At 66.4% G+C, this 25,353-nt stretch carries 17 protein-coding genes and 1 tRNA gene; 14 read left to right on the top strand and 4 right to left on the bottom strand.

The window, feature by feature from the left end:
• Nucleotides 1-4: 4 nt before the first annotated feature.
• Nucleotides 5-796, top strand: a complete 792-nt coding sequence (gene trpA, locus OXM57_10165; protein ID MDE0353041.1) for a tryptophan synthase subunit alpha — start codon at nucleotides 5-7, stop codon at nucleotides 794-796.
• 58 nt (nucleotides 797-854) lie between these two features.
• Here the strand turns inward: trpA and lepA are convergent, their stop codons facing one another.
• Nucleotides 855-2,639, bottom strand: coding sequence for a translation elongation factor 4 (lepA, locus tag OXM57_10160; protein MDE0353040.1), 1,785 nt, complete (start codon nucleotides 2,637-2,639; stop codon nucleotides 855-857).
• 151 nt (nucleotides 2,640-2,790) lie between these two features.
• On the opposite strand from lepA, the gene OXM57_10155 reads away from it, so the two are divergent.
• The 4 genes from OXM57_10155 to coaE all read left to right on the top strand — a co-directional run bounded on the left by OXM57_10155 (nucleotide 2,791) and on the right by coaE (nucleotide 7,803).
• Nucleotides 2,791-2,874: transfer RNA gene (locus tag OXM57_10155), tRNA-Leu, on the top strand.
• Nucleotides 2,875-2,893: 19 nt separating this feature from the next.
• On the top strand, nucleotides 2,894-5,551 hold the full coding sequence (gene polA, locus OXM57_10150; protein MDE0353039.1) for a DNA polymerase I: 2,658 nt from the start codon (nucleotides 2,894-2,896) through the stop codon (nucleotides 5,549-5,551).
• A 365-nt stretch (nucleotides 5,552-5,916) separates the two neighbouring features.
• Nucleotides 5,917-7,191, top strand: a complete 1,275-nt coding sequence (rpsA, locus tag OXM57_10145; GenBank protein MDE0353038.1) for a 30S ribosomal protein S1 — start codon at nucleotides 5,917-5,919, stop codon at nucleotides 7,189-7,191.
• Nucleotides 7,192-7,209: 18 nt separating this feature from the next.
• Nucleotides 7,210-7,803: a dephospho-CoA kinase gene (coaE, locus tag OXM57_10140; GenBank protein MDE0353037.1), complete on the top strand. Its 594-nt coding sequence runs from the start codon at nucleotides 7,210-7,212 to the stop codon at nucleotides 7,801-7,803.
• Here coaE and speB read toward each other — a convergent pair.
• On the bottom strand, nucleotides 7,775-8,827 hold the full coding sequence (speB, locus tag OXM57_10135; GenBank protein ID MDE0353036.1) for an agmatinase: 1,053 nt from the start codon (nucleotides 8,825-8,827) through the stop codon (nucleotides 7,775-7,777). The two genes, coaE and speB, sit on opposite strands and share 29 nt — an antisense overlap.
• Nucleotides 8,828-8,958: 131 nt before the next feature.
• Between speB and uvrB the strand changes: the two genes are divergently transcribed.
• The 3 genes from uvrB (at nucleotide 8,959) to OXM57_10120 (ending at nucleotide 14,677) form a co-directional block, all read left to right on the top strand.
• Nucleotides 8,959-10,977 carry an excinuclease ABC subunit UvrB gene (uvrB, locus tag OXM57_10130; protein MDE0353035.1) on the top strand — a complete coding sequence of 673 codons (2,019 nt, stop codon included), beginning with the start codon at nucleotides 8,959-8,961 and terminating at the stop codon, nucleotides 10,975-10,977.
• A 124-nt stretch (nucleotides 10,978-11,101) separates the two neighbouring features.
• Nucleotides 11,102-13,921 (top strand): excinuclease ABC subunit UvrA, encoded by a 2,820-nt coding sequence (gene uvrA / locus OXM57_10125; GenBank protein ID MDE0353034.1) that lies wholly within the window; start codon nucleotides 11,102-11,104, stop codon nucleotides 13,919-13,921.
• 30 nt (nucleotides 13,922-13,951) lie between these two features.
• Complete coding sequence (locus OXM57_10120) at nucleotides 13,952-14,677, top strand: class I SAM-dependent methyltransferase (protein ID MDE0353033.1); 726 nt, start codon at nucleotides 13,952-13,954, stop codon at nucleotides 14,675-14,677.
• Nucleotides 14,678-14,779: 102 nt separating this feature from the next.
• Here the strand turns inward: OXM57_10120 and OXM57_10115 are convergent, their stop codons facing one another.
• Nucleotides 14,780-15,712 (bottom strand): hypothetical protein, encoded by a 933-nt coding sequence (locus OXM57_10115; protein ID MDE0353032.1) that lies wholly within the window; start codon nucleotides 15,710-15,712, stop codon nucleotides 14,780-14,782.
• The gene (locus tag OXM57_10110) at nucleotides 15,709-17,487 is read right to left on the bottom strand and encodes a BCCT family transporter (GenBank protein MDE0353031.1); all 1,779 of its coding nucleotides are present in this window, start codon (nucleotides 17,485-17,487) and stop codon (nucleotides 15,709-15,711) included. Before OXM57_10110 ends, OXM57_10115 begins: the two co-directional genes overlap by 4 nt.
• A 153-nt stretch (nucleotides 17,488-17,640) precedes the next feature.
• Between OXM57_10110 and proX the strand changes: the two genes are divergently transcribed.
• From proX to gpmA, 6 genes are all read left to right on the top strand, one after another.
• Complete coding sequence (gene proX / locus OXM57_10105; protein ID MDE0353030.1) at nucleotides 17,641-19,767, top strand: glycine betaine/L-proline ABC transporter substrate-binding protein ProX; 2,127 nt, start codon at nucleotides 17,641-17,643, stop codon at nucleotides 19,765-19,767.
• Between the two features lie 31 nt (nucleotides 19,768-19,798).
• Complete coding sequence (uvrC, locus tag OXM57_10100; protein ID MDE0353029.1) at nucleotides 19,799-21,625, top strand: excinuclease ABC subunit UvrC; 1,827 nt, start codon at nucleotides 19,799-19,801, stop codon at nucleotides 21,623-21,625.
• The gene (gene rapZ / locus OXM57_10095) at nucleotides 21,618-22,511 is read left to right on the top strand and encodes an RNase adapter RapZ (GenBank protein ID MDE0353028.1); all 894 of its coding nucleotides are present in this window, start codon (nucleotides 21,618-21,620) and stop codon (nucleotides 22,509-22,511) included. The genes uvrC and rapZ overlap by 8 nt, the downstream gene beginning before the upstream one ends.
• A 24-nt stretch (nucleotides 22,512-22,535) precedes the next feature.
• Complete coding sequence (locus tag OXM57_10090) at nucleotides 22,536-23,708, top strand: phosphoglycerate kinase (protein MDE0353027.1); 1,173 nt, start codon at nucleotides 22,536-22,538, stop codon at nucleotides 23,706-23,708.
• Nucleotides 23,696-24,472, top strand: coding sequence for a triose-phosphate isomerase (tpiA, locus tag OXM57_10085; GenBank protein MDE0353026.1), 777 nt, complete (start codon nucleotides 23,696-23,698; stop codon nucleotides 24,470-24,472). The genes OXM57_10090 and tpiA overlap by 13 nt, the downstream gene beginning before the upstream one ends.
• A gap of 125 nt (nucleotides 24,473-24,597) precedes the next feature.
• Nucleotides 24,598-25,347 (top strand): 2,3-diphosphoglycerate-dependent phosphoglycerate mutase, encoded by a 750-nt coding sequence (gene gpmA / locus OXM57_10080; protein ID MDE0353025.1) that lies wholly within the window; start codon nucleotides 24,598-24,600, stop codon nucleotides 25,345-25,347.
• Nucleotides 25,348-25,353: the final 6 nt, after the last annotated feature.

Genomic DNA, 25,353 nt, shown 5'->3' with positions numbered 1-25,353 from the left:
TCTGATGAGCCGCAAGGGCCTCGACCGGCTGTTCGCCGACGTGAGGAGGGAGGGTCGCACCGCCTTCCTGCCCTTCATGACCGCCGGACTTCCCAGCCCGGGAGAGACGGTCGAGACGTTCATCGCGATGGCGGAAGCCGGCGCCGACGCCTTCGAGGTCGGTATCCCCTACAGCGACCCGCTCATGGACGGCCCCACCATCCAGGTGGCGAGCCAGCGGGCGATCGAGCAGGGCATGACGCTCGGCGGCGGGTTCGATGTCCTCCGCCGGGTCGTGGAGGCCACCGGCCGGCCCTCGCTGGCGATGTCCTACGCCAACCCGGTGTTCCGGGTCGGCCCGGTCGAGTTCGCGCGCCGGGCCGCCGATGCCGGAGCCGCGGGGCTGATCGTCGCCGACCTGCCCCTCGAGGAGGCCGGGCCGGTGATCGAGGCGACCGAGGGGGCGGGCATCGGCCTGGTGCTGTTCGCCGCGCCCACCACGCATGACGAGCGCCTCGCCAGGATCGCCGCCCGCGACCCGGTGTTCATCTACGGTGTGGCAGCGATGGGGGTGACCGGGGAGCGGGACGAGGTGTCGGACGTCCCCCGCCGCCTCGCGGAGCGGATCAGGGCCGTGACCGGGACGCCTTTGGTGATGGGCGTGGGCATAGGAACTCCCGAGCAGGCGGCCGCCCTGGCGCCCCACGTGGACGGCATCATCGTCGGGTCCGCCCTGGTGCGCCGGGCGCTGGCATCGGACGATCCGATCCCAGAGATAGCCTCCGCTACCCGCGCCCTGACGGTCGCCCTTTCCTAGGGTTTAGTCAATACTCACCGGCGTTTATTGATTATGACTAGCAACTAGGAACTAGCAACTAGGAAGTCATCCTCATCACCGAGATGAAGGCCTCGGGTGGGACATCGACGCTTCCGATCGCCTTCATCCTCCGCTTGCCGGCCTTCTGGCGCTGTAGCAGCTTGCGCTTGCGGGTCACGTCGCCCCCGTAGAGTTTGGCAGTGACGTCCTTGCGGTAGGCCTTCACGGTCTCGCGGGCGATGATCCTGCTGCCGATGGCGGCCTGGATCGGCACGTCGAACTGCTGGCGGGGGATCAGCTCCCTGAGCTTCTCGGTCATCCGGCGCCCGTAGGGATAGGAGGCTTCCCGGTGGACGATGGCGCTGAAGGCGTCGACCGGGTCGTGATGCAGCAGGATGTCCACCTTCACCAGGTCGGCGTCCTCGTACCCGTCGGGCTCGTAGTCCAGGCTGGCGTAGCCCCTGGTCCGGCTCTTCAGCTGGTCGTAGAAGTCGGTCACCACCTCGGCGAGCGGGACACGGTAACGCAGTTCGACCCGCTCGGGAGACAGGTACTCCATGCCCTTGATGCGTCCCCGGCGGCCCTGGCAGAGGTCCATTAGGCGTCCCGTGTAGCGGGCCGGGCTGATGATGCTCGCGGCCAGTATCGGCTCCGCGATGGCCACCACCTCGCCGGCCGGGGGCATCTTGGCGGGGTTGTCGACGGGTACCTCGTTCCCGGCCGCGGTCCGCACCCGGTACTCCACCGACGGCTTGGTGGTGATGATGTCAAGGGCGAACTCGCGCGCGAGGCGCTGGGTGATGATCTCCATGTGCAACAGGCCCAGGAAGCCGCACCGGTAGCCGAAACCGAGAGCGGTGGAGGTCTCCGGCTCGTAGGTGAAGCTGGAGTCGTTGAGGCGCAGCCGGTCGAGGGCATCCCGCAGTTCGGGGTACTCGTCGCCATCAAGGGGATAGAGCCCGCAGAACACCATGGGCTTCGGTTCACGATATCCGGGTAGGGGGGTGGAGGCGGGACGGGCGGCGTCGGTCACGGTCTCGCCGGGGCGGGCCTCCGCAGTGTTCTTGACCCCCGATATGAGGTATCCCACCTCCCCCGGACCCAGCTGCTCCACGGGAGCGGCTGACGGGGTGCGTACCCCGATCTCCTGGACGTTGTAGACAGCGCCGGTCTGCATGAAATGCACACGCGAGCCGGAGCGGAGCGTGCCCCGCACGACCCTGATCGAGCTGATCACGCCCCGGTAGTTGTCGAAATGCGAGTCGAACACCAGGGCGGCCAGCTCGGCATCGGGATCGTCCTCCGGGGGCGGTACGCGCCGGCAAACCGCGTCGAGCAGCCCGGTAACACCCTCGCCGGTCTTGGCCGAGACCGCGAGCACCTCCTCGGCCGCGATGCCCAAGACCTGTTCGATCTCCTCGGCCACCCGGTCGGGATCGGCGGCGGGTAGGTCCACCTTGTTGAGAACCGGCACCACGGCCAGATCGTGCTCAAGGGCCAGCGTGCAGTTGGCCAGGGTCTGGGCCTCGATGCCCTGGGCGGCGTCCACCAGGAGGATCACCCCCTCGCATGCCGCCAGCGAGCGGGACACCTCGTAGCCGAAGTCGACATGGCCGGGCGTGTCGATCAGGTTGATCCGCCAGGGTCCGTACTCCAGGCGGACGCTCTGGAGTTTGATGGTGATACCGCGCTCGCGCTCCAGTTCCATGTTGTCGAGGTACTGGGCGCGCATCCGGCGTGCTTCTACGGCCCCGCAGATCTCCAGGAATCGATCGGCCAGTGTCGACTTGCCGTGGTCGATGTGAGCGATGATCGCGACGTTGCGTATGCGAGATTGATCCATGACCTGCGACGGTGCTCGAGAGCGGTTTCTCCGGGGTTCGCGGGTAGGCGAACTCACCCGGTCCGGGAGTTGCAGGCTAGCGAGCGAACCCCACGGCGATGGGGATACCCTCCTGCAAGGTGGCGCGTCGGGGTAAGATCGGCGCCCGCTCGCCGGGATGGCGGAATTGGTAGACGCGCCGGACTCAAAATCCGGTGCCCGCAAGGGCGTATGGGTTCGAGTCCCATTCCCGGTACTACGGCTACGATCATCGCATGCCCACCCTGGCCCTCGTGGACGGCCATAGTCTCGCCTACCGCGCCTTCTACGCCCTTCCTCCCGACCTCGCCACCAGTTCCGGCCTGGTGACCAACGCCGCGTTCGGCTTCACCTCGATGCTGATCAAGCTGCTCGGCGAGCACCGGCCCGACGGTATGGCGGTGGCGTGGGACGTGGGGAGGTCCACCTTCCGCACCGAGCGCTACGCCGACTACAAGGCCCAAAGAGCGTCGACGCCGGACCTGTTCCGCAGCCAGCTCCCCCTGATCCGTGAGGTGCTGGAGGCCATGGGGATCCTCCAGATGGAACGCCCCGGTTTCGAGGCCGACGATGTGATCGCGACCATCGTGAAGATGGTGACCGACCTCGGCTGGCAGGTGCTGGTAGTCACGGGAGACCGTGACAGCTTCCAGCTGGTGTCCCCGACCGTGAGGGTGATCTACACCCGCCGGGGGATCTCCGACACGGTGATGGTGGATCCGGAGTGGGTCGAGGGCAAGTACGGGGTACGGCCGGGGCAGTATCTGGACTACGCAGCCCTGCGCGGCGACACGTCCGACAACCTGCCCGGTGTTCCGGGGGTGGGGGAGAAGACCGCCGCTCGGCTCCTGTCGGAGTTCGACGACCTGGAGGGCGTCCTCTCGCATGTCGAGACCTTTCCTCCGAGGCTGCGTAGCAACCTCACCGCCCACAGGGAACAGGTCCTGCTCAACCGCGAGCTGATGGCGCTGGTCGACGACCTGGACCTCGAAGTCGATGAGGACCGGCTCCGCCGGAGAGACCTTGACTGGCCGTCGGTACAAGCGGTCTTCGACCGGCTGGAGTTCGCCACGCTCTGGACTCGCTTGACGGATCAGGAGGGCGGCACTTCTCCGGTGGCCGAGACGGCCGTCGAGGTGGAGGTACGCGTGGTGCAGTCGGCCACCGAGGCCGCAACGCTGGCAGGCGCGGCAGGCCTGGCCGTGGAGCCGGTTCACGAGTCGGGCGAGTTGATCGGGCTGATGGTCGTCCCCCTTCTCGGAGAGGCGGCGCCGGGCGGGTCCGAACCCATGGCCGGGACGGCCTACTACGTGCCCGCGTCGCTCCTGGATGATCTCGCGCCCGCTCTGGCCGATCCCGGCGTGCCGCACTCCGCCTACAAGTCGAAGAAACTGGCGCAGAAGTTGCACCGGACCGGCTACGAACTGGACGGGCTGGAGTTCGATCCTGAACTGGCGGGATACATCATCGGCCCGGCCGGTCGATCGGAGAAGCTGGAGGACCTGGCCTCCCGCTTCCTGGCGGCCGACCTGACCGCCACGGAGAGCGGGGCAGCCGATGACGGCCAGGCCACCTTCGACTTCGGTGGAGGCCCGGACCTGGAGGCGGCCGGGGCCAGAGCCATGGCGGTCCGCGACCTGCAGGCCGTTATGGAGGCGGAGCTGGCGGATCGGGACCAGTTGACCCTGCTACGAGAGATGGAGCTGCCCCTGGTGCGGGTGCTGGCCCGGATGGAGCAGCACGGGATCGCGGTGGACAGCAGCTACCTCGAGCAGATGGGTGCAGGCCTCGGGGCCGAACTCGCCGGGTTGGAGACCGAGATACACGAACAGGCCGGTCGGAAGTTCAACATCAAGTCCAGCCAGCAATTCGGAAAGGTGCTCTTCGGCGACCTCGGGCTGCGCGTGGTGAAGAAGACCTCCCGGGGAACACCCAGCACCGATGCCTCGGTGCTCGAGAAGCTGAAGGAAGCCCATCCCATCGTCGGGCTCGTCCTTCGTTACCGCGAGGTGGAGAAGCTACGGAGCACCTACGTCAAGGGCTACCTGCCGTTGATCGGACCCGATCAGCGGATCCACGCCCGGTTCAACCAGACGGGCGCCTCCACAGGGCGACTGTCCTCGGACCGGCCCAACCTCCAGAACATCCCGGTCCGCTCCGAGCTGGGCCGCACCATCCGGCGAGCCTTCGTCGCCGCCGAGGGATTCCGTTTCGTCGTGGCCGACTACTCCCAGATCGAGCTCCGGATCCTGGCCCACCTTTCCGAGGATCCCGGCCTGCTGGATGCGTTCTTGGCCGGTGAGGACATCCACACCGCCACGGCGGCGCGCGTGTTCGGGCTCACTGCCGCCACGGTCACGGCCGATACCAGGCGCCGGGCAAAGGCGATCAACTTCGGCCTCCTCTACGGGATGGAGGCCTACGGCCTCGCCGACCGGCTGAAGATCGGACGGGCGGAGGCCCAGGAGCACATGGACACCTACTTCCGGCAGTTCCCCGACGTGCGCCACTACCTCAGGGAGGTGGTGCGGGAGGCACGAAAGGTCGGCTACACCACCACGCTGTTCGGGCGCCGCCGGTACCTTCCCGAGCTGCTGTCGGGCAACTGGCGGACCCGGCAGATGGGGGAGCGGATGGCCCTGAACGCACCCGTTCAGGGTTCCGCCGCCGATGTCATCAAGATCGCAATGATCGAACTCGACAGGCATCTGGCTCCCGACCAGGCGAGGATGCTGCTCCAGATCCATGACGAGCTAGTGTTCGAGGTCCGAGAGGATGCTGTCGAGCCCACCGTGCGCCTCGTCCGCGAGATGATGGAGGGGGTGGTCGAACTCGCCGTACCGCTCACCGTCGACGTGGGAATCGGACCGGACCTCGCCTCCGTGAAGGAGTAGCGAGGCGGACGGCGGGCGGATAACCTCCTAGGACGCGCCCGCCGGGCCGGCCGGGGAGGTGTTATTCTTCGGCGCGCTCCGTCACCGGCGACGCATAGCGGAGACGCTCTTCCTGCCTGGAGGTCCACAACCAACCACACCGACACGATCAGCTTTGGCGAGACGTGATCCGTCGCGGCTCGTAACCCAGTCCAGGACCTTCCCGCAGAGAAATAGGAAAGATGGAACCTACCTCCGATAAGACAGAAAACGCTCAGGACACCGGCCCTCCCACGCCGGAACCAACCATCCACGCACCGGTATCCCTACCGCCGGTCGTGGTGCCGACCGAGATGGTCGCCAATCCGGATGACAACAACCCCGTCATGGGGCCGCCCGCCATCAAGGCTCGTAGCGTCAGCTCCCTTCCGGACGACCTCGGCCCCGAGGATTTCGAAGCCGCCATCGCCGAGACCGTTCTCGAGTTCAAAGAGGGCGACATCCTCGAAGGACACGTGGTCAGCATGGGCCAGGATGAGGTCTTGGTCGATATCGGCTACAAGTCCGAGGGCGTCGTTCCGCTCAAGGAACTGTCGATCCGCAAGAACGTCACGCCCGACCAGATCGTCTCGATCGGCCAGAAGATCGAGGTGCTGGTCATCGACAAGGAGGACGAGCACGGCCGTCTGATCCTGTCCAAGAAGCGAGCCCTCTACGAACGGGTCTGGGGTCAGATAGAGGCGGTCAAGGAGAACAAGGGCACCGTCCGGGGTACGGTGATCGAAGTGGTCAAGGGCGGGTTGATCGTGGACATCGGGTTGCGGGGCTTCCTGCCCGCCTCCCTGGTCGATCTCCGCCGGGTTCGTGATCTCGACCCGTTCGTGGGCGAGGACATCGAGGCCAAGGTCATCGAGCTGGATCGCAACCGCAACAACGTGGTGCTATCCCGGCGGGCCTACCTGGAAGAGGCCCAGGCCGAGCAAAGGGGCGCGTTCCTGAGCAACCTCACGGTGGGAGAGACCCGCACCGGTTCGGTCTCGTCCGTGGTGAATTTCGGGGCCTTCGTGGACCTAGGCGGGATGGACGGCCTGGTGCACGTCTCCGAGTTGAGTTGGAAGCACGTCAACCACCCGTCGGAGGTGGTCAAGGTCGGCCAGAAGGTAACCGTCAAGGTCCTCGAGATCGACCGCAACCGGGAACGGATATCGCTTTCCATCAAGCAGACCACCGCCGATCCGTGGCAGGCGTTCAGCCGCCAGCACGAGGTCGGAACCGTGCTCGAGGGCGAGGTGATCAAGACGGTGCCCTTCGGGGCCTTCGTGGCGGTCGGAGACGGCGTCGAGGGTCTGGTCCACGTCTCGGAGATCGCCATGCACCGGGTCGAGTCCCCCGAGTTGGAACTCTCCATCGGCCAGCGGGTCAAGGTCAAGCTGACCGAGATGGACGAGGGCCGCCGCCGGGTGAGCTTCTCCATCAAGCAGGCCCTACCCGAGTTCAGCGCCCGGCAGTCGGGCCACCGTCCTCCTCGGCGCCGGCGTCCCGCCGTGTCCGAGTTCGAGCGAGCGGATACCCCAGAAGAGAAGCAGCCCTCCTTTGACGTGGATGCCTCCCTGGAAGCGATCCTGCAGGAGCTGAAGGAGCGGGGGATCGGCCGCCGGTAACCCCAGGCGAGGCCGCTCATGAAGCCACTGCGGTTGGTCATCGGCGGGGGCATCGGTTCCGGAAAGTCACAGGCAGGGGGGTTGCTGGTCGAGCGGGGCTTCGCGGTTCTGGACGCCGACCGGGTGGGCCATTCGATCCTTGAGGGAGACCATCCGGTGGCCCGACGGGTGGCCGAGCGGTGGCCGGCGGCCGTGACCGGTGGGACGATCGATCGGCGTGCGCTGGCAAGGATCGTCTTCCGCGACCGGGACCAGCTCGCCGAACTCGAGGCGATCACCCACCCGGCCATCCGCCAGGGCGTCGCCGCCTGGGCTCGCCAGGTGGGAGACCGTCCGTTGGCCTTGGAGGTCCCGATACTGGCCGAGTTGGCCGGTGGCGACTGGATCTGGGTGATAGTCGAAGCGCCCCTCGAACTCAGAAAAGAGCGGCTACGGGAGCGGGGCATGTCGGACGGGGAGATCGCGGCTCGCGTAGCCGCGCAGCCCAGCCGCGAGGAATGGCTGGAAGCGGCCGACTACGTCATCGACAACGAGGGCACGCAGGAGCATCTGGCCAGGGCGCTCGACGACGCCCTGGCACGAATCAGGACCCGTCCCCGAGCCGGCCGGTAGATCTCCGGACCCCTGCGCCCGACCGTTTCTTGACGGCCAGCGCGGAGAGGGCCTCCATCACCACACGGTTGGCCGCCATCGCCGTCAGGTCGGCATGGTCGAAGGGCGGGGAGACCTCCACCACGTCCATGCCCGCCAACTCGACCGCGCCCACTATCCGGCGGACCGCCCGCAGCAGCTCGCGGGTACTCATCCCGCCTGGCTCGGCCGTTCCCGTCCCCGGGGCGTAAGCGGGGTCGAGAACGTCGATGTCCACGCTCAGGTACACGGCGTCCGCCCCGTCCAATGCCTCGTCGATCGCCCGGTCTACCACCGCCTCGGCGCCATGCTCCTCGATCTCGGTGATGAAGTGCGACCGGAAGCCCTTCTCCTCCATCCAGGCCAGGGTCTCCCCGTCCGGCCAGTAACCCCGGAGCCCCACCTGGACGAAGTTAGGCCCGGCGATGGCGTCCGACTCGAGGAGCTTCCGCATCGGGGATCCGTGGTTCGCGATCGGTCCGAAGACCTCGCCGGTGTCGGCGTGGGCGTCGAAGTGGACCATCCCGATCCGCGCCGGATCGTTCACCTCCGCGATGGCGGTGGCCGACGGCCAGGTGATGCCGTGGTCGCCTCCGAGGACGATCGGCACCGCACCCGTCGCGGCCAGGTCGCGCACCTTCCGGTAGATCATCGCGTAGCCACGTTCCAGCCACACCGGTTCGATGTTGGCGTCACCGGCGTCGACCACGTCCAGTACATCGAAGAGGTCCACGCCGAGTTGGAGGGAGTGGAACACGCTGTAGTTGTTGTTACCCGTCCGTATGGCCCTGGGCCCGAATCTCGCCCCCGGCCGGTAGGTGGTGCCGTCATCGAGCGGCGCGCCGACGATGACCGCGTCAGGGGCCAGGTGGGCGATCTGGCCGATGTCCGTTACCAGGGGCAGCTTGGCGAACGTGGTGGCCCCCATGTAGGCGGGGAGATCGGAGTCAGGACGTTCGACGAACTCCTCGCTGTGCCATCCGTGCATGTCGCCGTAGTCGGGCATCGTCCCTCGAGTCTCGCCGGCGCCGAACGATAGACCATCCGGGCGCCGTCCCCGCACCAGGCGTCTGTTGCTGATCCCTCGCAGTACCTCCTCCAGCCGGTTGTCACCCCACCCTCCTATGATCGAGCGGCGTGGCGGATTTCGCAGTTGTTTCCGACTTCAACCCGGCCGGTGATCAACCTGCCGCCATTACCGCGCTCGCCCAAGGGGTGGAGCGTGGCAACGCGTTCCAGACCCTGCTGGGCATTACCGGCTCCGGGAAGTCCGCCACCATCGCCTGGACCATCGAGCGGGCCCAACGCCCTGCCCTGGTGATCGCTCCCAACAAGGCCCTCGCAGCGCAGTTGGCCTCGGAGTTCCGCCAGTTCTTCCCCGGCAACCGGGTCGAGTACTTCGTCTCCTACTACGACTACTACCAGCCGGAGGCCTACATCCCCCAGACCGACACCTACATCGAGAAGGACGCCACCATCAATGACGAGATCGACCGGCTCCGTCACGCCGCCACCTCGTCGCTGCTGTTCCGGGACGATGTGGTGATCGTGGCCAGCGTGTCGTGCATCTACGGCCTGGGCAGTCCCGACGAGTACGCCGGGCAGGTCCTGCGGCTGATCCGGGGCGTCGAGTTCCCGCTCCACCAGGCCATCCGCCGGCTGGTGGACATCCAGTACCAGCGCAACGAGGTGAACCTGGTACGGGGGCGTTTCCGGGTCAGGGGCGACACCCTCGAGGTCTTTCCCGCCTACGAGGAGACCATCGCCCGGGTGGAGTACTTCGGCGATGAGGTGGACCGGATCGTCCGCATCAACCCCGTGACAGGTGAGATCATCGACGAGATGAAGGAGCTGTGGGTATTCCCGGCCACGCACTATGCCGCTTCGGATGAACGCATGGAGCGGGCGATGGTGGGTATCCAGGCAGAGCTGCGGGAGAGGCTGGCGGAACTGGAGCAGCAGGGAAAGCTGCTCGAGGCCCAGCGGCTCCGCATGCGTACCACCTACGACCTGGAGATGATCCGCGAGGTGGGGTTCTGCTCCGGGATCGAGAACTACAGCCGCCATATCGACGGCAGGGAGCCGGGGGAGGCGCCCTACACGTTGCTGGACTACTTCCCGGACGACTTCCTGACCATCATCGACGAGAGCCACGTGGCCATCCCGCAGCTCCACGGCCAGTACGAGGGGGATCGAAGCCGGAAGGACGTGCTGGTGGAGCACGGTTTCCGCCTGCCTTCGGCGCTCGACAACCGGCCGCTGCGCTTCGACGAGTGGCTGGAGAAGACCGGCCAGGTGATCTTCATGTCGGCCACGCCCGGCCCCTTCGAGCGCAGGCAGTCCGACAACATCGTCGAGCAGATAGTCCGTCCCACCGGGCTCGTCGATCCCGAGGTGGTGGTCAGGCCCGCCAAGGGCCAGATCGACGATCTGATCGGGGAGATCCGGGACCAGGCCGTGCTGGGCAACCGGATACTGGTCACCACGCTGACCAAGAAGATGTCCGAGGATCTGACCGACTACCTGCTGGAGATGGGGGTCCGGGCCCGCTACCTCCACTCCGAGATCGACACCCTCGAGCGGGTCCAGTTGCTACGCGACCTGCGGTTGGGGGACTACGACGTGCTGGTCGGCATCAACCTGCTCCGGGAGGGACTCGACCTGCCCGAGGTGTCCCTGGTGGCGATCCTGGATGCCGACAAGGAAGGCTTCCTCCGCTCCGAGACCAGCCTGATCCAGATCATCGGCAGGGCCGCCCGCAATGTCTCGGGACGCGTGATCATGTACGCGGACGATCTGACCGATTCGATGAGGGCCGCCATCGGGGAGACCAACCGCCGCCGGTACCTTCAGGTGCGCTACAACGAGGAGCACGGCATCGATCCCCAGACCATCCGCAAGAAGGTGTCCGACATCCTCGAGCTGGTGTCGTCAAGCCCGTCGTCATCGCGCCGCCGGGACAGGAGCCTGGGCTCGATGGAGGTGAGCTCGCCGGTGGAGCTGGCGGGCGAGGACCTGGGGCGTCTGATCCAGAGCCTCGAGGACGAGATGAGGGAAGCCGCCCGGGAGCTCCGCTTCGAGTACGCCGCCCGGCTCCGGGACGAGGTGGCCGAGCTCAAACGAGAGATGAAGGAACTGAGCGAGGTAACCAGGTAGCCAACGGGTCTGACGGGGGGGGTGAAGCGACACATCGCCTGTCACCCGGCGCCGGTGGGTGGTCACGGGCAACCACTAGAATGCCTGGTGTCCCGCTTCCCCTGCGCCGAACCGTCCGGGCTTCATGACCAGAGACAAGCTCATCGTTCGCGGAGCACGCGAGCACAACCTCCAGGACATCTCCATCGAGCTGCCCCGCGAGAGGTTTATCGTGTTCACGGGCCTGTCCGGTTCGGGTAAGTCCAGCCTGGCGTTCGACACCATCTACGCAGAGGGCCAGCGCCGCTACGTTGAGAGCCTGTCGGCCTATGCCCGCCAGTTCCTGGGCCAGATGGACAAACCCGATGTGGACTTCATCGAAGGCCTGTCACCCGCCATCTCGATCGACCAGAAGACCGCCAGCCGGAACCCGCGTTCCACGGTGGGCACCGTCACCGAGATCCACGACTACCTCCGCCTGCTCTACGCCCGCATCGGTACGCCCCACTGCCCCCGGTGCGGGAAGGTGGTGGAGCGCCAGACCCCGCAGCAGATCGTCGACCGGATAACCGAGCTTGAGGAGGGCACCCGCTTCCAGGTGCTGGCGCCGATCGTGCGGGGACGGAAGGGAGAGTACGAGGAGTTGTTCCGGGACCTGTCCCGCCAGGGTTTCAGCCGGGCCCGGGTCGACGGCGAGATAATGGACCTGGCCGAATCCATCCGTCTCGACCGCTACTACACCCACACGATCGAGGTGGTGGTGGACCGGCTGGTAGCCGGGCGGGGCGGCACCAGGCGACTCACCGAATCTCTGGAGACCGCTCTGGGACTGACGGGCGGCACCGCGGTGATCGACATCATCGGCGGGTCCGAGCTGACCTTCAGCCAGCATCTCTCCTGCGACAGCTGCGGTATCTCGTTCGACCAACTGGAGCCCCGGTCGTTCTCCTTCAACAGCCCCTACGGCGCCTGCGAAGCCTGCTCAGGCATCGGTACCAGGTTCGAGGTGGATCCCCGCCTGGTCGTGCCCGACGACGAGCGCTCCATAGCGGACGGCGCGCTCGCACCATGGGCTACCAACAGCAACCGCTACTACCAGCATCTCCTCAAGGGCTTGGCCAGGACGCTGGGCTTCGATGTCGACACCCCGTTCTGCGACCTTGACCTCGAGCACCGGCAGGCCGTGCTGTACGGCACCGGAGACCTGAAGATCCAGGTGTCCTTCACCAACCGGTTCGGTCGGAGGCGGCGCTACCGCGCCAAGTACGAAGGGGTGATCCCGGTACTGCGAAGGCGCCACGAGCAGACCGAGTCGGATCACGCCCGGTCGGTGTACGAGGAGTACATGCGCAAGGTGCCCTGCCCGACCTGCTCCGGCGCTCGCCTCAACCCGGTGTCGGTGGCCGTCACCGTGGGGGGGTTGAACATCTTCGAGGTCTGCGACCGGTCGATCCGGGGCACGCTCGAAGCCCTCGACCGGCTCGAGCTCGGCGAACGGGATGCGACCATTGCCGGCCCGGTACTCAAGGAGATCCGGGAGCGCCTCAGCTTCCTCCTCGACGTGGGTCTCGAGTACCTGACCCTCTACCGGGGCGCCGCCAGCCTCTCCGGAGGCGAGGCGCAACGCATCCGCCTGGCAACCCAGATCGGCTCCGGACTGGTGGGCGTCCTCTACGTGCTCGACGAACCCTCCATCGGGCTCCACCAGCGGGACAACCGGCGGTTGCTCGAGACACTGCTGCGGCTCCGCGACCTCGGGAACACCCTGATCGTGGTCGAGCACGACGAGGAGACCATCCGGACCGCCGACCATGTGGTCGACCTGGGCCCGGGAGCAGGGGAGCGGGGCGGGCACGTGGTGGCCCAGGGGGACCTCTCCGACCTCGTGGCCGAGCCGGAGTCGCTGACCGGCGCCTACATGGCCGGCCGGCGTCGCATCCCCACACCCGAACAGCGCCGCAACGGGGACGGGCGGTCGCTCAGGGTGATCGGGGCCGCCGAGAACAACCTGCGCGACCTCGACGTGGACCTCCCCCTGGGGAAGCTGATCGCCGTGACGGGGGTGTCCGGTAGCGGCAAGTCCTCCCTGGTCCAGGAAATCCTGTCGAAAGGCCTCCATAGCCGGCTGTACCGGTCGCGGGCCGTTCCCGGGCGGCATCGCCGCATCGAAGGGGTCGAGCACCTCGACAAGGTGATCAACATCGACCAGTCGCCCATCGGCCGCACCCCGCGCTCCAACGCCGCCACGTACACGAAGGTGTTCGACCGGATCCGCAAGCTGTTCTCCTCCACACCGGAGTCCCGGGCCCGCGGCTACATGCCGGGGCGGTTCTCGTTCAACGTCAAGGGCGGGCGCTGCGAGGCGTGCCGGGGCGACGGCAACATCAGGATCGAGATGCACTTCCTGCCGGACGTCTACGTGCTGTGCGAGGTCTGCGAGGGCCGGCGCTACAACCGGGACACCCTGGAGGTGCTGTGGAAGGGCCGGTCGATCGCCGACGTCCTGAACATGCCCGCCGAGGAGGCGCTTTCGTTCTTCGAGGCGCAGCCTCCGATTGCCCGGATCGCCCAGACCATCTGCGATGTCGGCCTCGGTTACATCCGCCTCGGCCAGCCCGCCCCGACCCTCTCGGGCGGGGAGGCCCAGCGGGTGAAGCTGGCGTCCGAGTTGGGCAAGCGGGCCACCGGCAACACCTTCTACATCCTGGACGAGCCCACCACCGGGCTCCACTTCGAGGACACGCGCAAGCTCCTGGAGGTACTCCATCGCCTGGTGGACACCGGCAACACGGTGGTGGTGATCGAGCACAACCTGGACGTGGTGCGTTCCGCCGACTGGATCATCGACCTCGGCCCGGAAGGCGGAGACGAGGGCGGACGGATCGTGGCCTCCGGAACCCCCGAGCAGGTGGCCGCCGTGCCCGAGTCCTACACCGGCAAGTTCTTGCGGGATGTGCTGCCTTAGTGTTGGTACGCGTGGCGGCTGATTGAGGCCATGGCCACGCGTCCACCATTGCGCGGGTCCGGTGATTGGGACGAGCTGGCCGATTGGTGGCTGGTCGAAGTAGATGATCCCGCTTACCGGGAGGAGGTAATACCCCTCTTCCTCGAAGTGCTCGGGCCGGTGCGGGGCAAGATCCTCCTCGACCTCGGATGCGGGGACGGTCGCATCCAGGATCTGTTGGCGGCGCGGGACGCCAGAGCCATCGGCGTCGACACCAATCTCGAGCTGGCCGGCATCGCTGCCCGGGGCCACCCCGTCTTCATCCACCGCCTGCCCGACCTGGGCTGCGTGAGCGACGCCGCGGTTGACGGTGCCTACGTGGTGCTAGCGCTCGAACACTTCGCGAGCGCACGGCGCTTCTTCGCCGAGACCGCGAGGGTCACCCGCGCCGGCGGATCGCTGGTGATCGTCATCAACCACCCCCTCTACACGGCTCCCGGGTCCGGTCCGGTGATCGACCCGACCGACGGCGAGTTGTTCTGGAGGTTCGGGGACTACCTGAGCGAGGGCCGAACCCGGGAGCCGGCCGGAGACCGGGCGGTCGAGTTCATCCACCGACCGATCGGAACCCTGCTCACCCAGGCTGCCACGGCCGGGTGGTCCCTCGAGAAGGTGCTGGAGCACGGGGTGGGCCCTCGGGCCGCCGCCAGGGATCCGATCCTCGCCAAGCACGGGGACATCCCCCATCTCATGGCGCTCCGCTGGCTCCGGGCGTAGCCGGGCCCGAGACTTCGTCCCCGCTACGCGAAGACCCGGCTCCTCTCGAATCGGTGAGGAGCCGGGTCTTCCTAACTGTTCTTGCTTGTCTGTCTCGACTGATCAGCCGCGTGCCGTTGCCAGCCAGTCATCGACCTGGTCCCGGTTGTCGGCGATCCAAGCCTCGGCGTCAGCCTCGATGTCAGCCTCGGAGTACTCCCCGGCGGCCATTCTGGCGTTCTGCGCCGCGATGTCCTCCAACGGGATCGCCACCACCTCGAGAAGGCGGCGGATGTCCGGGTTCCTATCCAGGAAGTCGGTGTTGGCCACCGCTCGGATGTCGTTGATGTCGGACTGCACCCACACGGCATTCTGGCCCGGCACCAGGACGGTGCTGGTCCAGTTGGGGGTCCAGGCATAGAACACCGCCGACTCGCCGGCCTGTATCTCGTCGATGACGCCTCTGATCAGCTGGTCGTAGGTGCCGGAGATCTGCTCCACGCCGACGCCCCAGCTCTCGTTGGCGATCTGCTCGTTGAAGGCGATCTGGCATCCCCATCCGACATTGCAGCCGATGAAGTCCGCCTTGCCGTTGCCGTTCTTGTCGAAGACGCCGGCGTTTGCGGCCACACCGTCCATCGAGGAGATGCCCAGCCGGTCGGCCGTGGCCTTGTCGACCATGATGCCTTCGCCGCCGCCGCCCCTGACCTGCCAGCCCACCGGCTCGATGGGTAGATCGACCGCTTGGCCGGTGACGTTTTCTCCCTCCAGGAAGAAATTGTGGAGTGGGAACCAGCCGTTGGCCCACAAATCGTACTGGCCGGCCGCAAGAGCCGGATAGAACGAGTAAGGCCTGAGCTCGGCGGCCGCCGGATCGGTGACCTCGTACCCGAGCTCCTCGATCAGCTGCGCGTAGATGGCGGCCTGCATGTAGCCGGAACTCCAGTCGGCCCGGGCGATCGCCACGGGGCCCTCCTCTTCCTGCACGGCGCAGGCCGAGAGCACCACCACGAAGGCCGCGACCGCGGCGATCAGAGTGCTCGATCGCTTGATCATGCTTCACCTCCTCTCTCCAGCCGCTCGATCAAGCCGCTGTGCTGGGCTTGGAAGATGGCCTCGTCGTAGTGGCTCTCCAAGAGGTCGAGTTCCTCGTCGAAGGCCTTCTTCAGGCTCCAGAGCATGATCAGCAGCACGAAGAGGAAGGGCAGTCCGGTAGCCACGGCAGCCGTCTGTAGGGCGGACAGGCCGCCTCCGGCCAGCAACACGATCGCCACCGCGCCTTCCATCAACGCCCAGAACACGCGCTGCGGTTTGGGCGAGTCGAGCTTTCCGCCCGAAGTCAGGTGGTCCACCACCAGGGATCCCGAGTCCGACGAGGTGACGAAGAACGAGACCAGTAGCAGGATGCCCACTATCGAGACGAAGAAGGTCCATGGGAAGGCCTCCAGCATCACGAACAGGGCGGTCGCCACGTTTTCGTTCACCGCCGTAGCAACGTCCAGTTCGCCGGTCATCTGCAGGTTCATGGCTGCTCCGCCGAACACCGCGAACCACAGGAAGCACAGGAGGCAGGGAAGGACGATCGTACCGACGATCATTTCCCGCACCGAGCGCCCCTTGGAGATCCGGGCGATGAACATGCCTACGAAGGGGGACCAGGAGATCCACCATCCCCAGTAGAAGATGGTCCACCACTGCTGCCACTGCGTGTCAAGCAGGGCTGCGTTCCAGAACGAGAACTCCGGAAGGATCTGGATGTAGACGCCGATGCTCTCCACGTACAGCGAGAGGACCAGCAGGGTCGGGCCCACCGCCAGCACGAAGACCAGGAAGGCCGCGGCCAGCCATACGTTGAGCGCGCTGAGCCGCTTGACTCCGGCGTCCAAGCCGGCCACAACCGAGATGGTGGCCAGCCCCGTGATACCTGCGATCAGCAGAATCTGGACCAACAGGGTGTCCGGGACACCGAAGACCTTGTTCAGCCCCGCAGCGGCCTGCGAGGCGCCGAACCCCAGCGAAGTAGCCAGACCGAAGAGGGTGGCCACCACGGTGAGGATGTCGATGGCGTTGCCCCATCCGCCGTAGATCTTCGGACCCAGGATCGGGTAGAAGACCGAGCGGAAGGTCAGGGGTAGTCCTCGGTTATAGGCGAAGAACCCGAGGGCGAGGGCTACCAGGCCGTACAGCGCCCACCCATGGATCCCCCAGTGGAGGTAGGAGGTCGCCAGCGATGCCCGGGCCGCGCCCGTCGACAAGGGTTCCACGTCGAACAGGGGAGGCGGCGCCGTCAGGTGGAAGATCGGCTCTGCCACGCCCCAGAACATCAACCCGATGCCGAGACCGGCCGAGATCAGCATGGCGTACCAGGCGGGTGTGGAGAACTCCGGAAGGGCCCCCGGGCCGCCTAGTCGTATCTTGCCGTACCTGCCCAACGCGAAGTAGAGCGCGGCGCCGATGAAGACGTTGAACGCGATGATGTACAGCCAGCCCACCTTCTCGTTGATGAAGGTGAGGATGGCGCTGAACACCCCGCCCGCCTGATCCGGGAAGATCAGGGTGGCCGCTATGAAAATCACCAGGAATCCGGCGGCGTAGAACGTCACCTGGGGATGTATGTCAAATCCCCACCTGACTATGTTCTTGTCACCGGGCTCCCGGTCGGCCACCTCGGGATAGAAGTCGATGTCGGGGTCTACCTGAAGACCCTGGAAGTGTGCACGTTCCCGGATGGCAGCCTCGCGGCGGCGGTCCTGGTCCTTCTCCCAGTCCTCGTAGGCCTCGGAGATGCCGGTGAGGTCCAGGTCCTGGTCGTGGCCTTTGTTGTCAGCCATGGAACCTCCTCCCGATTCTCATGACCATACGGGCCTCCTTTCAATCGCCAGCCAGGTGCACGGCAATTCACAGCCGAGCCCTGTGCCATTCACTCTATAGCCCAAGCAGACCGCGAGTACGGAGAAACCCAGGTATTTGTTCCATGAGGACGTATGGAGACATCGCTAGCCTTGGCGGAGTCCCTACCGGAGACCATCGTGCGCCGCACCCTGATCGCCTGTTCGCTGTCGGCTCTGGCATTGCTGGCCATGATGGCGGTCGTCCCCGCGTCGGGCCAGCCGGATGGGGATCCCGTCGAGGCGAAGACGGTGCGCATGGCCAGGGCGACCTGGGACACCGGCTGGTTCCAGGCCGAGGTTTACCGTCTCCTCCTAATGCGCCTGGGGTATCGCGTGGAAGGTCCGGTCACCATGGAGAACCCGGACTTCTACCGCGCGGTGGCCGCCGGTGAGGTCGATCTCTGGGTGAACGGATGGTTCCCCACCCACGACGGCCTCATCGAGGAGGACCTCGTGGAGCGGATCGGGACGCAGGTCGACGCGGGGGCACTCCAGGGCTACTTCGTCGACGCTGCCACGGCAGGGGCGTACCGCATCACCAACCTCGGAGATCTGGCCGATCCCGAAGTCGCCGCGCTGTTCGACCTCGACGCCGACGGCCGGGCCGACCTGATCGGTTGCGAGACCGGCTGGACGTGTTCACACATCATCGACCACCATCTTGAGGCGTTCGGACTGGATGGGACGGTCGAACAGGTCCAGGGTGACTACTCCCCGTTGATAGCCGAAACCATCGCCCGGTTCGAGGCCGGGCAGCCGGTCCTGTACTACACATGGACTCCCAACTGGACCGTCGGCGAGCTGGTGCCCGGCCGTGACGTGGTGTGGCTGGAGACACCCTTCCCGTCCCTCCCTCCCGACCAGTCGGCCTTTCTCGACCACACATCGATACCGGGAATACCGGGATGCGCCAACGATCCGTGCCAGGTGGGATGGCCCCCCAACGACATCCGTGCCGTGGCCAACTCCGGCTTCCTCGATGCCAACCCGTCCGTTCGCAGGCTGCTCGAACGGGTGGTGATCTCTCTCGAGGACATCTCCCTGCAGAACGCCCACATGGTCCGCGACCAGGGTGATCCGGAGGACATCCGGCGCCACGCCGAGCAATGGGTGGAACAGAACTCGGACGTGGTGTCCGCGTGGATCGAAGCCGCCGATCCGGAGGCCATCGCCTTGGATGGCAGCGCCGTGGATGACACTGCAGCAGGCGGCATGCTCCATGTAGCGGCCCGTACCCTTCCGCCCTTCGTCATCTACAACCAGGGTACGTACAGCGGCTTCGAGGTAGACTTGGTGGAACTCATCGCCGCGCGCCTCGGCATGACGGTCGAGATCTACGCGGTCGACACCGCGGCAAAGCAGATGGACGACATCAGCCGCGGAGTGGCCGACGTGGGATTGGGCGGCGTGGTGATTACCGGCCCGCGCGAGGAGGCGATCGACTTCTCGCTACCCCTGCTCGACACCGGCCTCACGATCATGACCCCCACCAGCGGATCCCAAGCGGTTTGGGACCGCATCGGGGTATTCCTGTCGGCTATCTGGGGTTCGGACCTGCCCTGGCTGCTGGTGGTGTTCGCGGTTGCCGTTCTGGTCGCCGCCCACCTGATCTGGTGGCTGGAACGGAAGCACAACCCGGACTTCGCAGTGCCGTACGGCCGGGGCATCTGGGACTCGTTCTACTGGTCCGTCGTCACCATGAGTACGGTCGGCTACGGGGACAAGGTGGCCCGCGGCCGACTAGGCAGGTTGTTCGCCCTGATCTGGATTGCCCTGGGAACCCTGGTATTCGCCAGCTTCACCGCTGCTATCGCCTCGTCGCTGGCGGTGAACGAACTCCGGAGCAACATCGACGGACCCGCCGATCTTCCGGGCCACCGGATCGCTACCGTCCATGACTCGGCCGGATACGACTACCTGACCGGTATCGGTGTCGGCCCGGTCGTGGTGCACAATCTCGATGACGCCTACGATCAGTTGGCGCAGGGCGAGGTCGATGCGGTCGTATTCGATGCTCCGGTTCTCCAGTTCCACGTGTCCCACCGGGGCGAGGGCACGGTGACCACGGTCGGCCCGCTGTTCGACAAGGTTCAGTACGGGCTGATGGTCAGCGAGGACGACACCGCGCTACGCGAGAGGATCGATCTGGCCCTTCTGGACCTCATCGAGTCCGGCATCTACAAGCAGATCCACGACCGGTGGTTCGGCGCGTTGGGTTGATGGGTTGTTCGACGCCGATGGAGACTGGCCCGTGAACCGTCCCCTGCCGGCCGAGATTCCTGACGCGCCCGGCGCCTACCTGTTCCGTGATCGGCATGGCCGGGTCAACTACGTGGGCAAGGCCAACTCTCTCCGCAAGCGGGTCTCCACCTACTTCACCGGAGATCTGCCTCCCCGGACCCAGGCCATGATCGAGGCGTCCGACGGCGTGGAATGGATCATGGTCGACAGTGAGGTGGCTGCCCTGTTCCTGGAGTTCTCACTGATCAAGGAGCACCGCCCCCGCTTCAACATCCGGCTGCGAGACGACAAGAGCTACCCCTACCTGGCCATAACCCGGTCCGACCTGTGGCCTCGCGCCCGGGTTGTACGGGGCGCCAAGCGCAAGGGTGTCCAGTACTTCGGGCCCTTCGCCCATGCCTATGCCATCCGCAACACCCTGGACCTGCTGCTCAAGTCGCTTCCGATCCGCACCTGCTCCGATACGGTGTTCCGGCGCCACGAGCTCAAGGGCAGGCCATGCATCGAGTACGAGATCGATCGCTGCTCGGCGCCCTGCGTGGGCTATGTCGACCCGGATACGTACACCGGGTACGTGAACGGCCTGGAGCAGGTCCTATCGGGCAGCGCCGACGACCTGATCGAACGCATAGAAGCCCGGATGCGCGAAGCGTCGGACAGACTCGAGTTCGAGAGCGCCGCCCGCCTGCGCGACCAGGCTCAGGATGTGAGGCGCGCCGTGGCCCGCCAGGAGGTGGTCACCGACCGGCGCGAGGACTTCGACCTGATCGCCATGGACGAGACCGACCTCGAGACCTCGGTTCAGGTGCTCAAGGTGCGCAACGGCCGCATAGTGGGACGGCTGGGCTCGATCATCGACAAGGTCGAGGACGTGACGCCCTCCCAGGTCACCGCCACCGTCCTCCGGGATCTCTACGACGAGTCCTCGCCACCGCCCCGTCTCATCCTGGTGGAGGCCCTGCCACCGGACGATGAGCCGTGGTCGGATCTCCTGTCACAGCGGCGCGGCACTCGGGTGACACTCCGGTCTCCCAAGCGGGGCGCCAAGCGCCGCCTGCTGGAGACCGCCAAGACCAACGCTGCCGAGGCTCTCCTGCGGCATAGGCTGAGACGCCAGTCGGACCACAACGCCCGGGCCCGCGACCTGCGCAGCCTCCAGACCGCGTTGGTGCTTCCGGAGCCGCCACTCCGCATCGAGGCCTACGACATCTCGACGATCCAGGGGCGCCATACCGTGGCGTCGATGGTGGTTCTGGAGGACGGACTTCCCCGGCGGTCCGACTACCGGAGGTTCCGGATCCGGACCGTGACCGGGCAGGATGACTTCTCCTCCATGGAGGAGGTCGTCCGCCGGCGCTTCACCGCCTATCTTGCAGACCTCGAAAAACCCGTATCGGAACGGGGCAAGTTCGCCTACCCGCCCTCCCTGGTCCTGATCGACGGGGGGCCCGGGCAGATCGCCAGGGCGGTCGAAGTCCTCGCCCGGCTCGATCTCGACATACCGGTGGCAGGACTGGCGAAGCGCATGGAGGAGGTCTACGTCCCGGGTCAGGTCGATCCGATCGTCATCCCGAGGGACCAGCCCGCGCTCCACCTGCTCCAACGGGTCCGTGACGAGGCCCATCGGTTCGCTCTCATGTACCACCGCCAGCTCCGCGGGAAGCGGATGATCGACTCCATACTCGACGACGTGGACGGGGTCGGACCCGCTCGCAAGAAGGCACTCGTCAGGACGTTCGGCTCGGTGAAGAAGATGCGGGAGGCCAGCGTGAGCCAGCTGGCCGAGGTGGTGCCGCTGCGTGTCGCCGAGAACCTCTACGCTACCCTCCATGGTTGAGCCCGACGCCCCGGTATCTTCCACGACGGGCCCCGGTTCCCGGTTGCTCGTGCTGACCGGGCTCTCCGGCGCCGGCCGCTCCACCGGCGCCAAAGTCCTCGAAGACCTGGGCTTCTACGTGATCGACAACCTGCCCCCGTTCCTTCTCCGCCAGGTTCTCGAACTGAACGACCTGCGCGCGAGCGGGCGGCACCTGGCGGTGGTCCTGGACAGCCGCGGCGGCTTCCCTCTCACGGAACTCGAGACCCACATCCAGGAGTTGGAGCAGGCCGGTATCGGCATGACGCTGGTCTTTCTGGACGCCGACGACGACGTCCTGATACGCCGCTACGAGGAGCACCGCCGGCCCCACCCCCTCGGACTGGCGACCCTGGCCGACGCGATCGCCGCCGAGCGCGAGATGATGGTCGACCTCCGGCTCCGGGCCGACATGTACATCAACACCAGCGAGACGAACGTCCATCAGCTTCGCGAGTGGTTCGGGAGCCACCTCTCGGCGCTGGTGGATGAGCACGCCATGCGCCTGGCGGTCACCTCGTTCGGCTTCAAGAACGGTACGCCCCGCGACAATGACCTGATGTTCGACGTGCGTTTCCTCCCGAATCCTCATTGGACGCCCGGGCTTCGCCTCCTTACCGGCCGGGATGAGGCGGTTCGTTCCTTCGTGCTCGGCACGGACGACGCTCGTGGCTTCCTGGAGCGGATCCGCGACCTCCTCTCGTTCCTGATCCCCCGTTACCAGGAGGAGGGCAAGTCCTACGTGAGCATCGGGATCGGCTGCACGGGAGGGCGGCACCGCTCCGTGGCCATCGCCGAGGAGCTGGGGGAGTGGCTGGGGGACCAGGGTTATCACGCCACCATCCGGCATCGGGATGTAGAGCAGTAGAAACGGGTACTGGTGGAGAGTTTCTTGACCGTCGCGGATCTTCCGGTGTCCGAGCGCCGTGTGCTGCTCCGGTCCGACCTGAACGTTCCCCTGCGAGACGGGCGGGTGGCTGATGACTTTCGTCTCCGGGCGGCGCTCCCCGCCATAGGCCGGCTAAGAGACGCCGGCGCGGTGGTCATCCTATGCAGCCATCTGGGACGGCCCCGGGGCCGCGTGGTGGACGGGATGCGGATGGCCCCCGTGGCCGTGGCACTGTCCGAGCTGGGTGGATTCCCGGTTGTCCACGCCTCCGACTCGGTCGGCGAGGACGCCCGCCGCCTGATCGGAGAGGCCCGTCCGGGCGACGTGGTGCTGCTCGAGAATACCCGTTTCCATCCCGGCGAGACCACCAATGACCCCGATTACGCGTCGGAGTTGGCCGAGTGGGCCGACGTCTTCGTGCTGGACGCGTTCGGTTCGGCCCACCGGGCCCATGCCTCCACCACCGGGGTGTCCTCCCTGCTCAGATCGGCGGCAGGGCCGCTGCTAGAACGCGAGCTTGCCGTGTTCAGCACCCTCATGGACAACCCGCCCCAACCGTTCACGGTGGTGCTGGGGGGCGCCAAGATCTCGGACAAGCTTCCGCTGATCCGGGCGCTGCTACCCAAGGTGGACGCCATGCTCGTCGGTGGCGGCATGTGCTTCAGCTTCCTGGCCGTCGAGGGCTACGAGGTCGGCAACTCGCTGGTCGAGCCGGACTATTTCGACTCCCTGAACGAGCTCCTGAGCACCCCGGAGGCAGACAGGCTGGTCCTTCCCTCGGACATAGTCACCGCCGATCGGTTCGCTGAGGAGGCCGGCGCCACCGCGGTGGGTATGAGTTCCATCGAGGAGGGCACCTGGGGTCTTGACATCGGCCCCGCCACCGCCGAACAGTTCGCCGAGGTCATCGGCGGGTCGGGATCGGTTTTCTGGAACGGCCCCATGGGGGTGTTCGAGTGGGAGGCGTTCCGGTCGGGGACTGCGACGGTGGCGGACGCGATGGCCCGATCCAGTGCCTTCCGGGTAGCCGGCGGCGGCGATTCCGTGGCCGCACTGCGAATGCTCGGGTTTCAGGCCGGCCTCGATCACCTATCGACAGGCGGCGGGGCCGGGCTCGAGTTGCTGGAAGGCAAGACCCTGCCGGGGGTGAAGGGCCTGGAACGATGGGCCCGGTAGCGCGCAAGCCCCTGATGGTGGCCAACTGGAAGATGCACGGGACCTACTTCGAGGCGATGCAGTGGGTACAGGCTCTGAGCTACCAGCTCGGTCCGGCCGACTACGACCGGGTCGACGTCGGGGTTGCGCCTTCCTTCACCTCGCTCCGCTCGGTCCAGACGGTGGTCCAGATGGACGACCTACCGATCCGCATCGTGGCGCAGAACGTGCATTGGGCAAAGGAAGGCGCCCACACCGGCGAGGTATCGGTCCGCATGCTGGCCAAGCTGGCCGTCAGCTACGTCATAGTGGGCCATTCGGAGCGCCGCCGGGACTTCGGCGAGGACGACCGTATGGTCAACAGGAAGGCTCGGGTGGCGCTGTCGGAGGGAGTCGTGCCGATCGTTGCGGTAGGGGAGACCCTGGACGAACGTGAAGCCGGTTGCGCCGAGGAGACGGTAGGCCGGCAGGTCTCGGGCGCCCTCGCCAGGATACCGTCCGATCAGGTAGCGCGGCTGGTGGTTGCGTACGAACCGGTATGGGCCATCGGCACCGGCCGGCACGCCCGGCCATCCGTTGCCCAAGAGATGATCTCGCACATAAGGAGCCGCATTCGATCACGGCACGGGGATGCAGCCGATCAGGTGCGGATCATCTACGGCGGGTCGATCAACCCGGGTAACGTGGCCGCGCTCATGGCCAAGCGGGACATAGACGGCGGCCTGATCGGGGGGGCATCTCTCGACCCGGGGACGCTGGCGGCCTGCGTGAGGTACTGGACTTGAGAGGGTACTGAAGATGAATCTCGCGGGGTTCGCCGGCAGCAAGTCACCTGTTCTGAGGTATGAGACAGCGCCCGAACCCCTTGTGAGGGCTTCTTCAGCACCCTCTTAGTAGGGAGCGGACGCGCATGAGCCGACCGAATGAGCTGGTCCTGGTTCGACATGGTGAGAGCACCTGGAATCTCGAGAATCGCTTCTCGGGCTGGACCGACGTACCGCTCACCGTTGGCGGGGAGGAGGAAGCGGTGTCCGCCGGCGTGCTGATGGCGGAGGAAGGCCTGTCCTTCGACATCGTCCACACCTCGCTGCTGCGACGGGCCATCAACACCGCCAACATCGCCCTCGACCGTATGGACCTGCACTGGTTGCCCGTCAGGCGGAGTTGGCGGCTCAACGAGCGTCACTACGGCGGCTTGCAGGGTCTGAACAAGAAGGAGACCGCCGCCCTGCATGGCGCGGATCAGGTCTTCCAATGGAGGCGGAGCTATGGGGTGCCGCCCCCGGCCCTGGAGAGGGACGATCCGCGCCATCCCCGCTTCGACAGGAGGTACCGGGACGTGGCCACCGGGGAACTCCCTGTCTCCGAATGCCTGGCCGATGTGGTCGCCCGCGCGGTTCCCTACTGGGAGGCGGGGATCCTGCCCGACCTGTCCGCGGGACGCCGCGTCCTGGTCGTGGCCCACGGCAACAGCATCCGCGCCCTGCTCAAGTACTTGAAAGGGATCGGCGAAGAGGAGATCACCCGCCTGAACATCCCCACCGGGATCCCCCTGGTCGTGGAACTGGACGACGACCTGGAGTATGCCGGAGACCGGTACCTAGGCGATCCGGGAGTAGCGGAGGCCGCTGCTGCCGCAGTTGCCGCACAGGCCGGCTAGTTGCTA

Source organism: bacterium (assembly GCA_028820935.1).
Taxonomy (GTDB): domain Bacteria; phylum Actinomycetota; class Acidimicrobiia; order Spongiisociales; family Spongiisociaceae; genus Spongiisocius.
The sequence above is the reverse complement of the archived record's forward strand: the minus strand, read 5'-3'. Positions and strand labels throughout refer to the sequence as shown.

What these genes read in the sequence shown, in the direction of transcription:
- trpA (MDE0353041.1), top strand. Translation starts at nt 5, where the DNA reads ATGAGCCGCAAGGGCCTCGACCGGCTGTTCGCCGACGTGAGGAGGGAG.
- lepA (MDE0353040.1), bottom strand. Translation starts at nt 2,639, where the DNA reads ATGGATCAATCTCGCATACGCAACGTCGCGATCATCGCTCACATCGAC.
- polA (MDE0353039.1), top strand. Translation starts at nt 2,894, where the DNA reads ATGCCCACCCTGGCCCTCGTGGACGGCCATAGTCTCGCCTACCGCGCC.
- rpsA (MDE0353038.1), top strand. Translation starts at nt 5,917, where the DNA reads ATGGGGCCGCCCGCCATCAAGGCTCGTAGCGTCAGCTCCCTTCCGGAC.
- coaE (MDE0353037.1), top strand. Translation starts at nt 7,210, where the DNA reads ATGAAGCCACTGCGGTTGGTCATCGGCGGGGGCATCGGTTCCGGAAAG.
- speB (MDE0353036.1), bottom strand. Translation starts at nt 8,827, where the DNA reads ATGCCCGACTACGGCGACATGCACGGATGGCACAGCGAGGAGTTCGTC.
- uvrA (MDE0353034.1), top strand. Translation starts at nt 11,102, where the DNA reads ATGACCAGAGACAAGCTCATCGTTCGCGGAGCACGCGAGCACAACCTC.
- OXM57_10120 (MDE0353033.1), top strand. Translation starts at nt 13,952, where the DNA reads ATGGCCACGCGTCCACCATTGCGCGGGTCCGGTGATTGGGACGAGCTG.
- OXM57_10115 (MDE0353032.1), bottom strand. Translation starts at nt 15,712, where the DNA reads ATGATCAAGCGATCGAGCACTCTGATCGCCGCGGTCGCGGCCTTCGTG.
- OXM57_10110 (MDE0353031.1), bottom strand. Translation starts at nt 17,487, where the DNA reads ATGGCTGACAACAAAGGCCACGACCAGGACCTGGACCTCACCGGCATC.
- proX (MDE0353030.1), top strand. Translation starts at nt 17,641, where the DNA reads ATGGAGACATCGCTAGCCTTGGCGGAGTCCCTACCGGAGACCATCGTG.
- rapZ (MDE0353028.1), top strand. Translation starts at nt 21,618, where the DNA reads ATGGTTGAGCCCGACGCCCCGGTATCTTCCACGACGGGCCCCGGTTCC.
- tpiA (MDE0353026.1), top strand. Translation starts at nt 23,696, where the DNA reads ATGGGCCCGGTAGCGCGCAAGCCCCTGATGGTGGCCAACTGGAAGATG.
- gpmA (MDE0353025.1), top strand. Translation starts at nt 24,598, where the DNA reads ATGAGCCGACCGAATGAGCTGGTCCTGGTTCGACATGGTGAGAGCACC.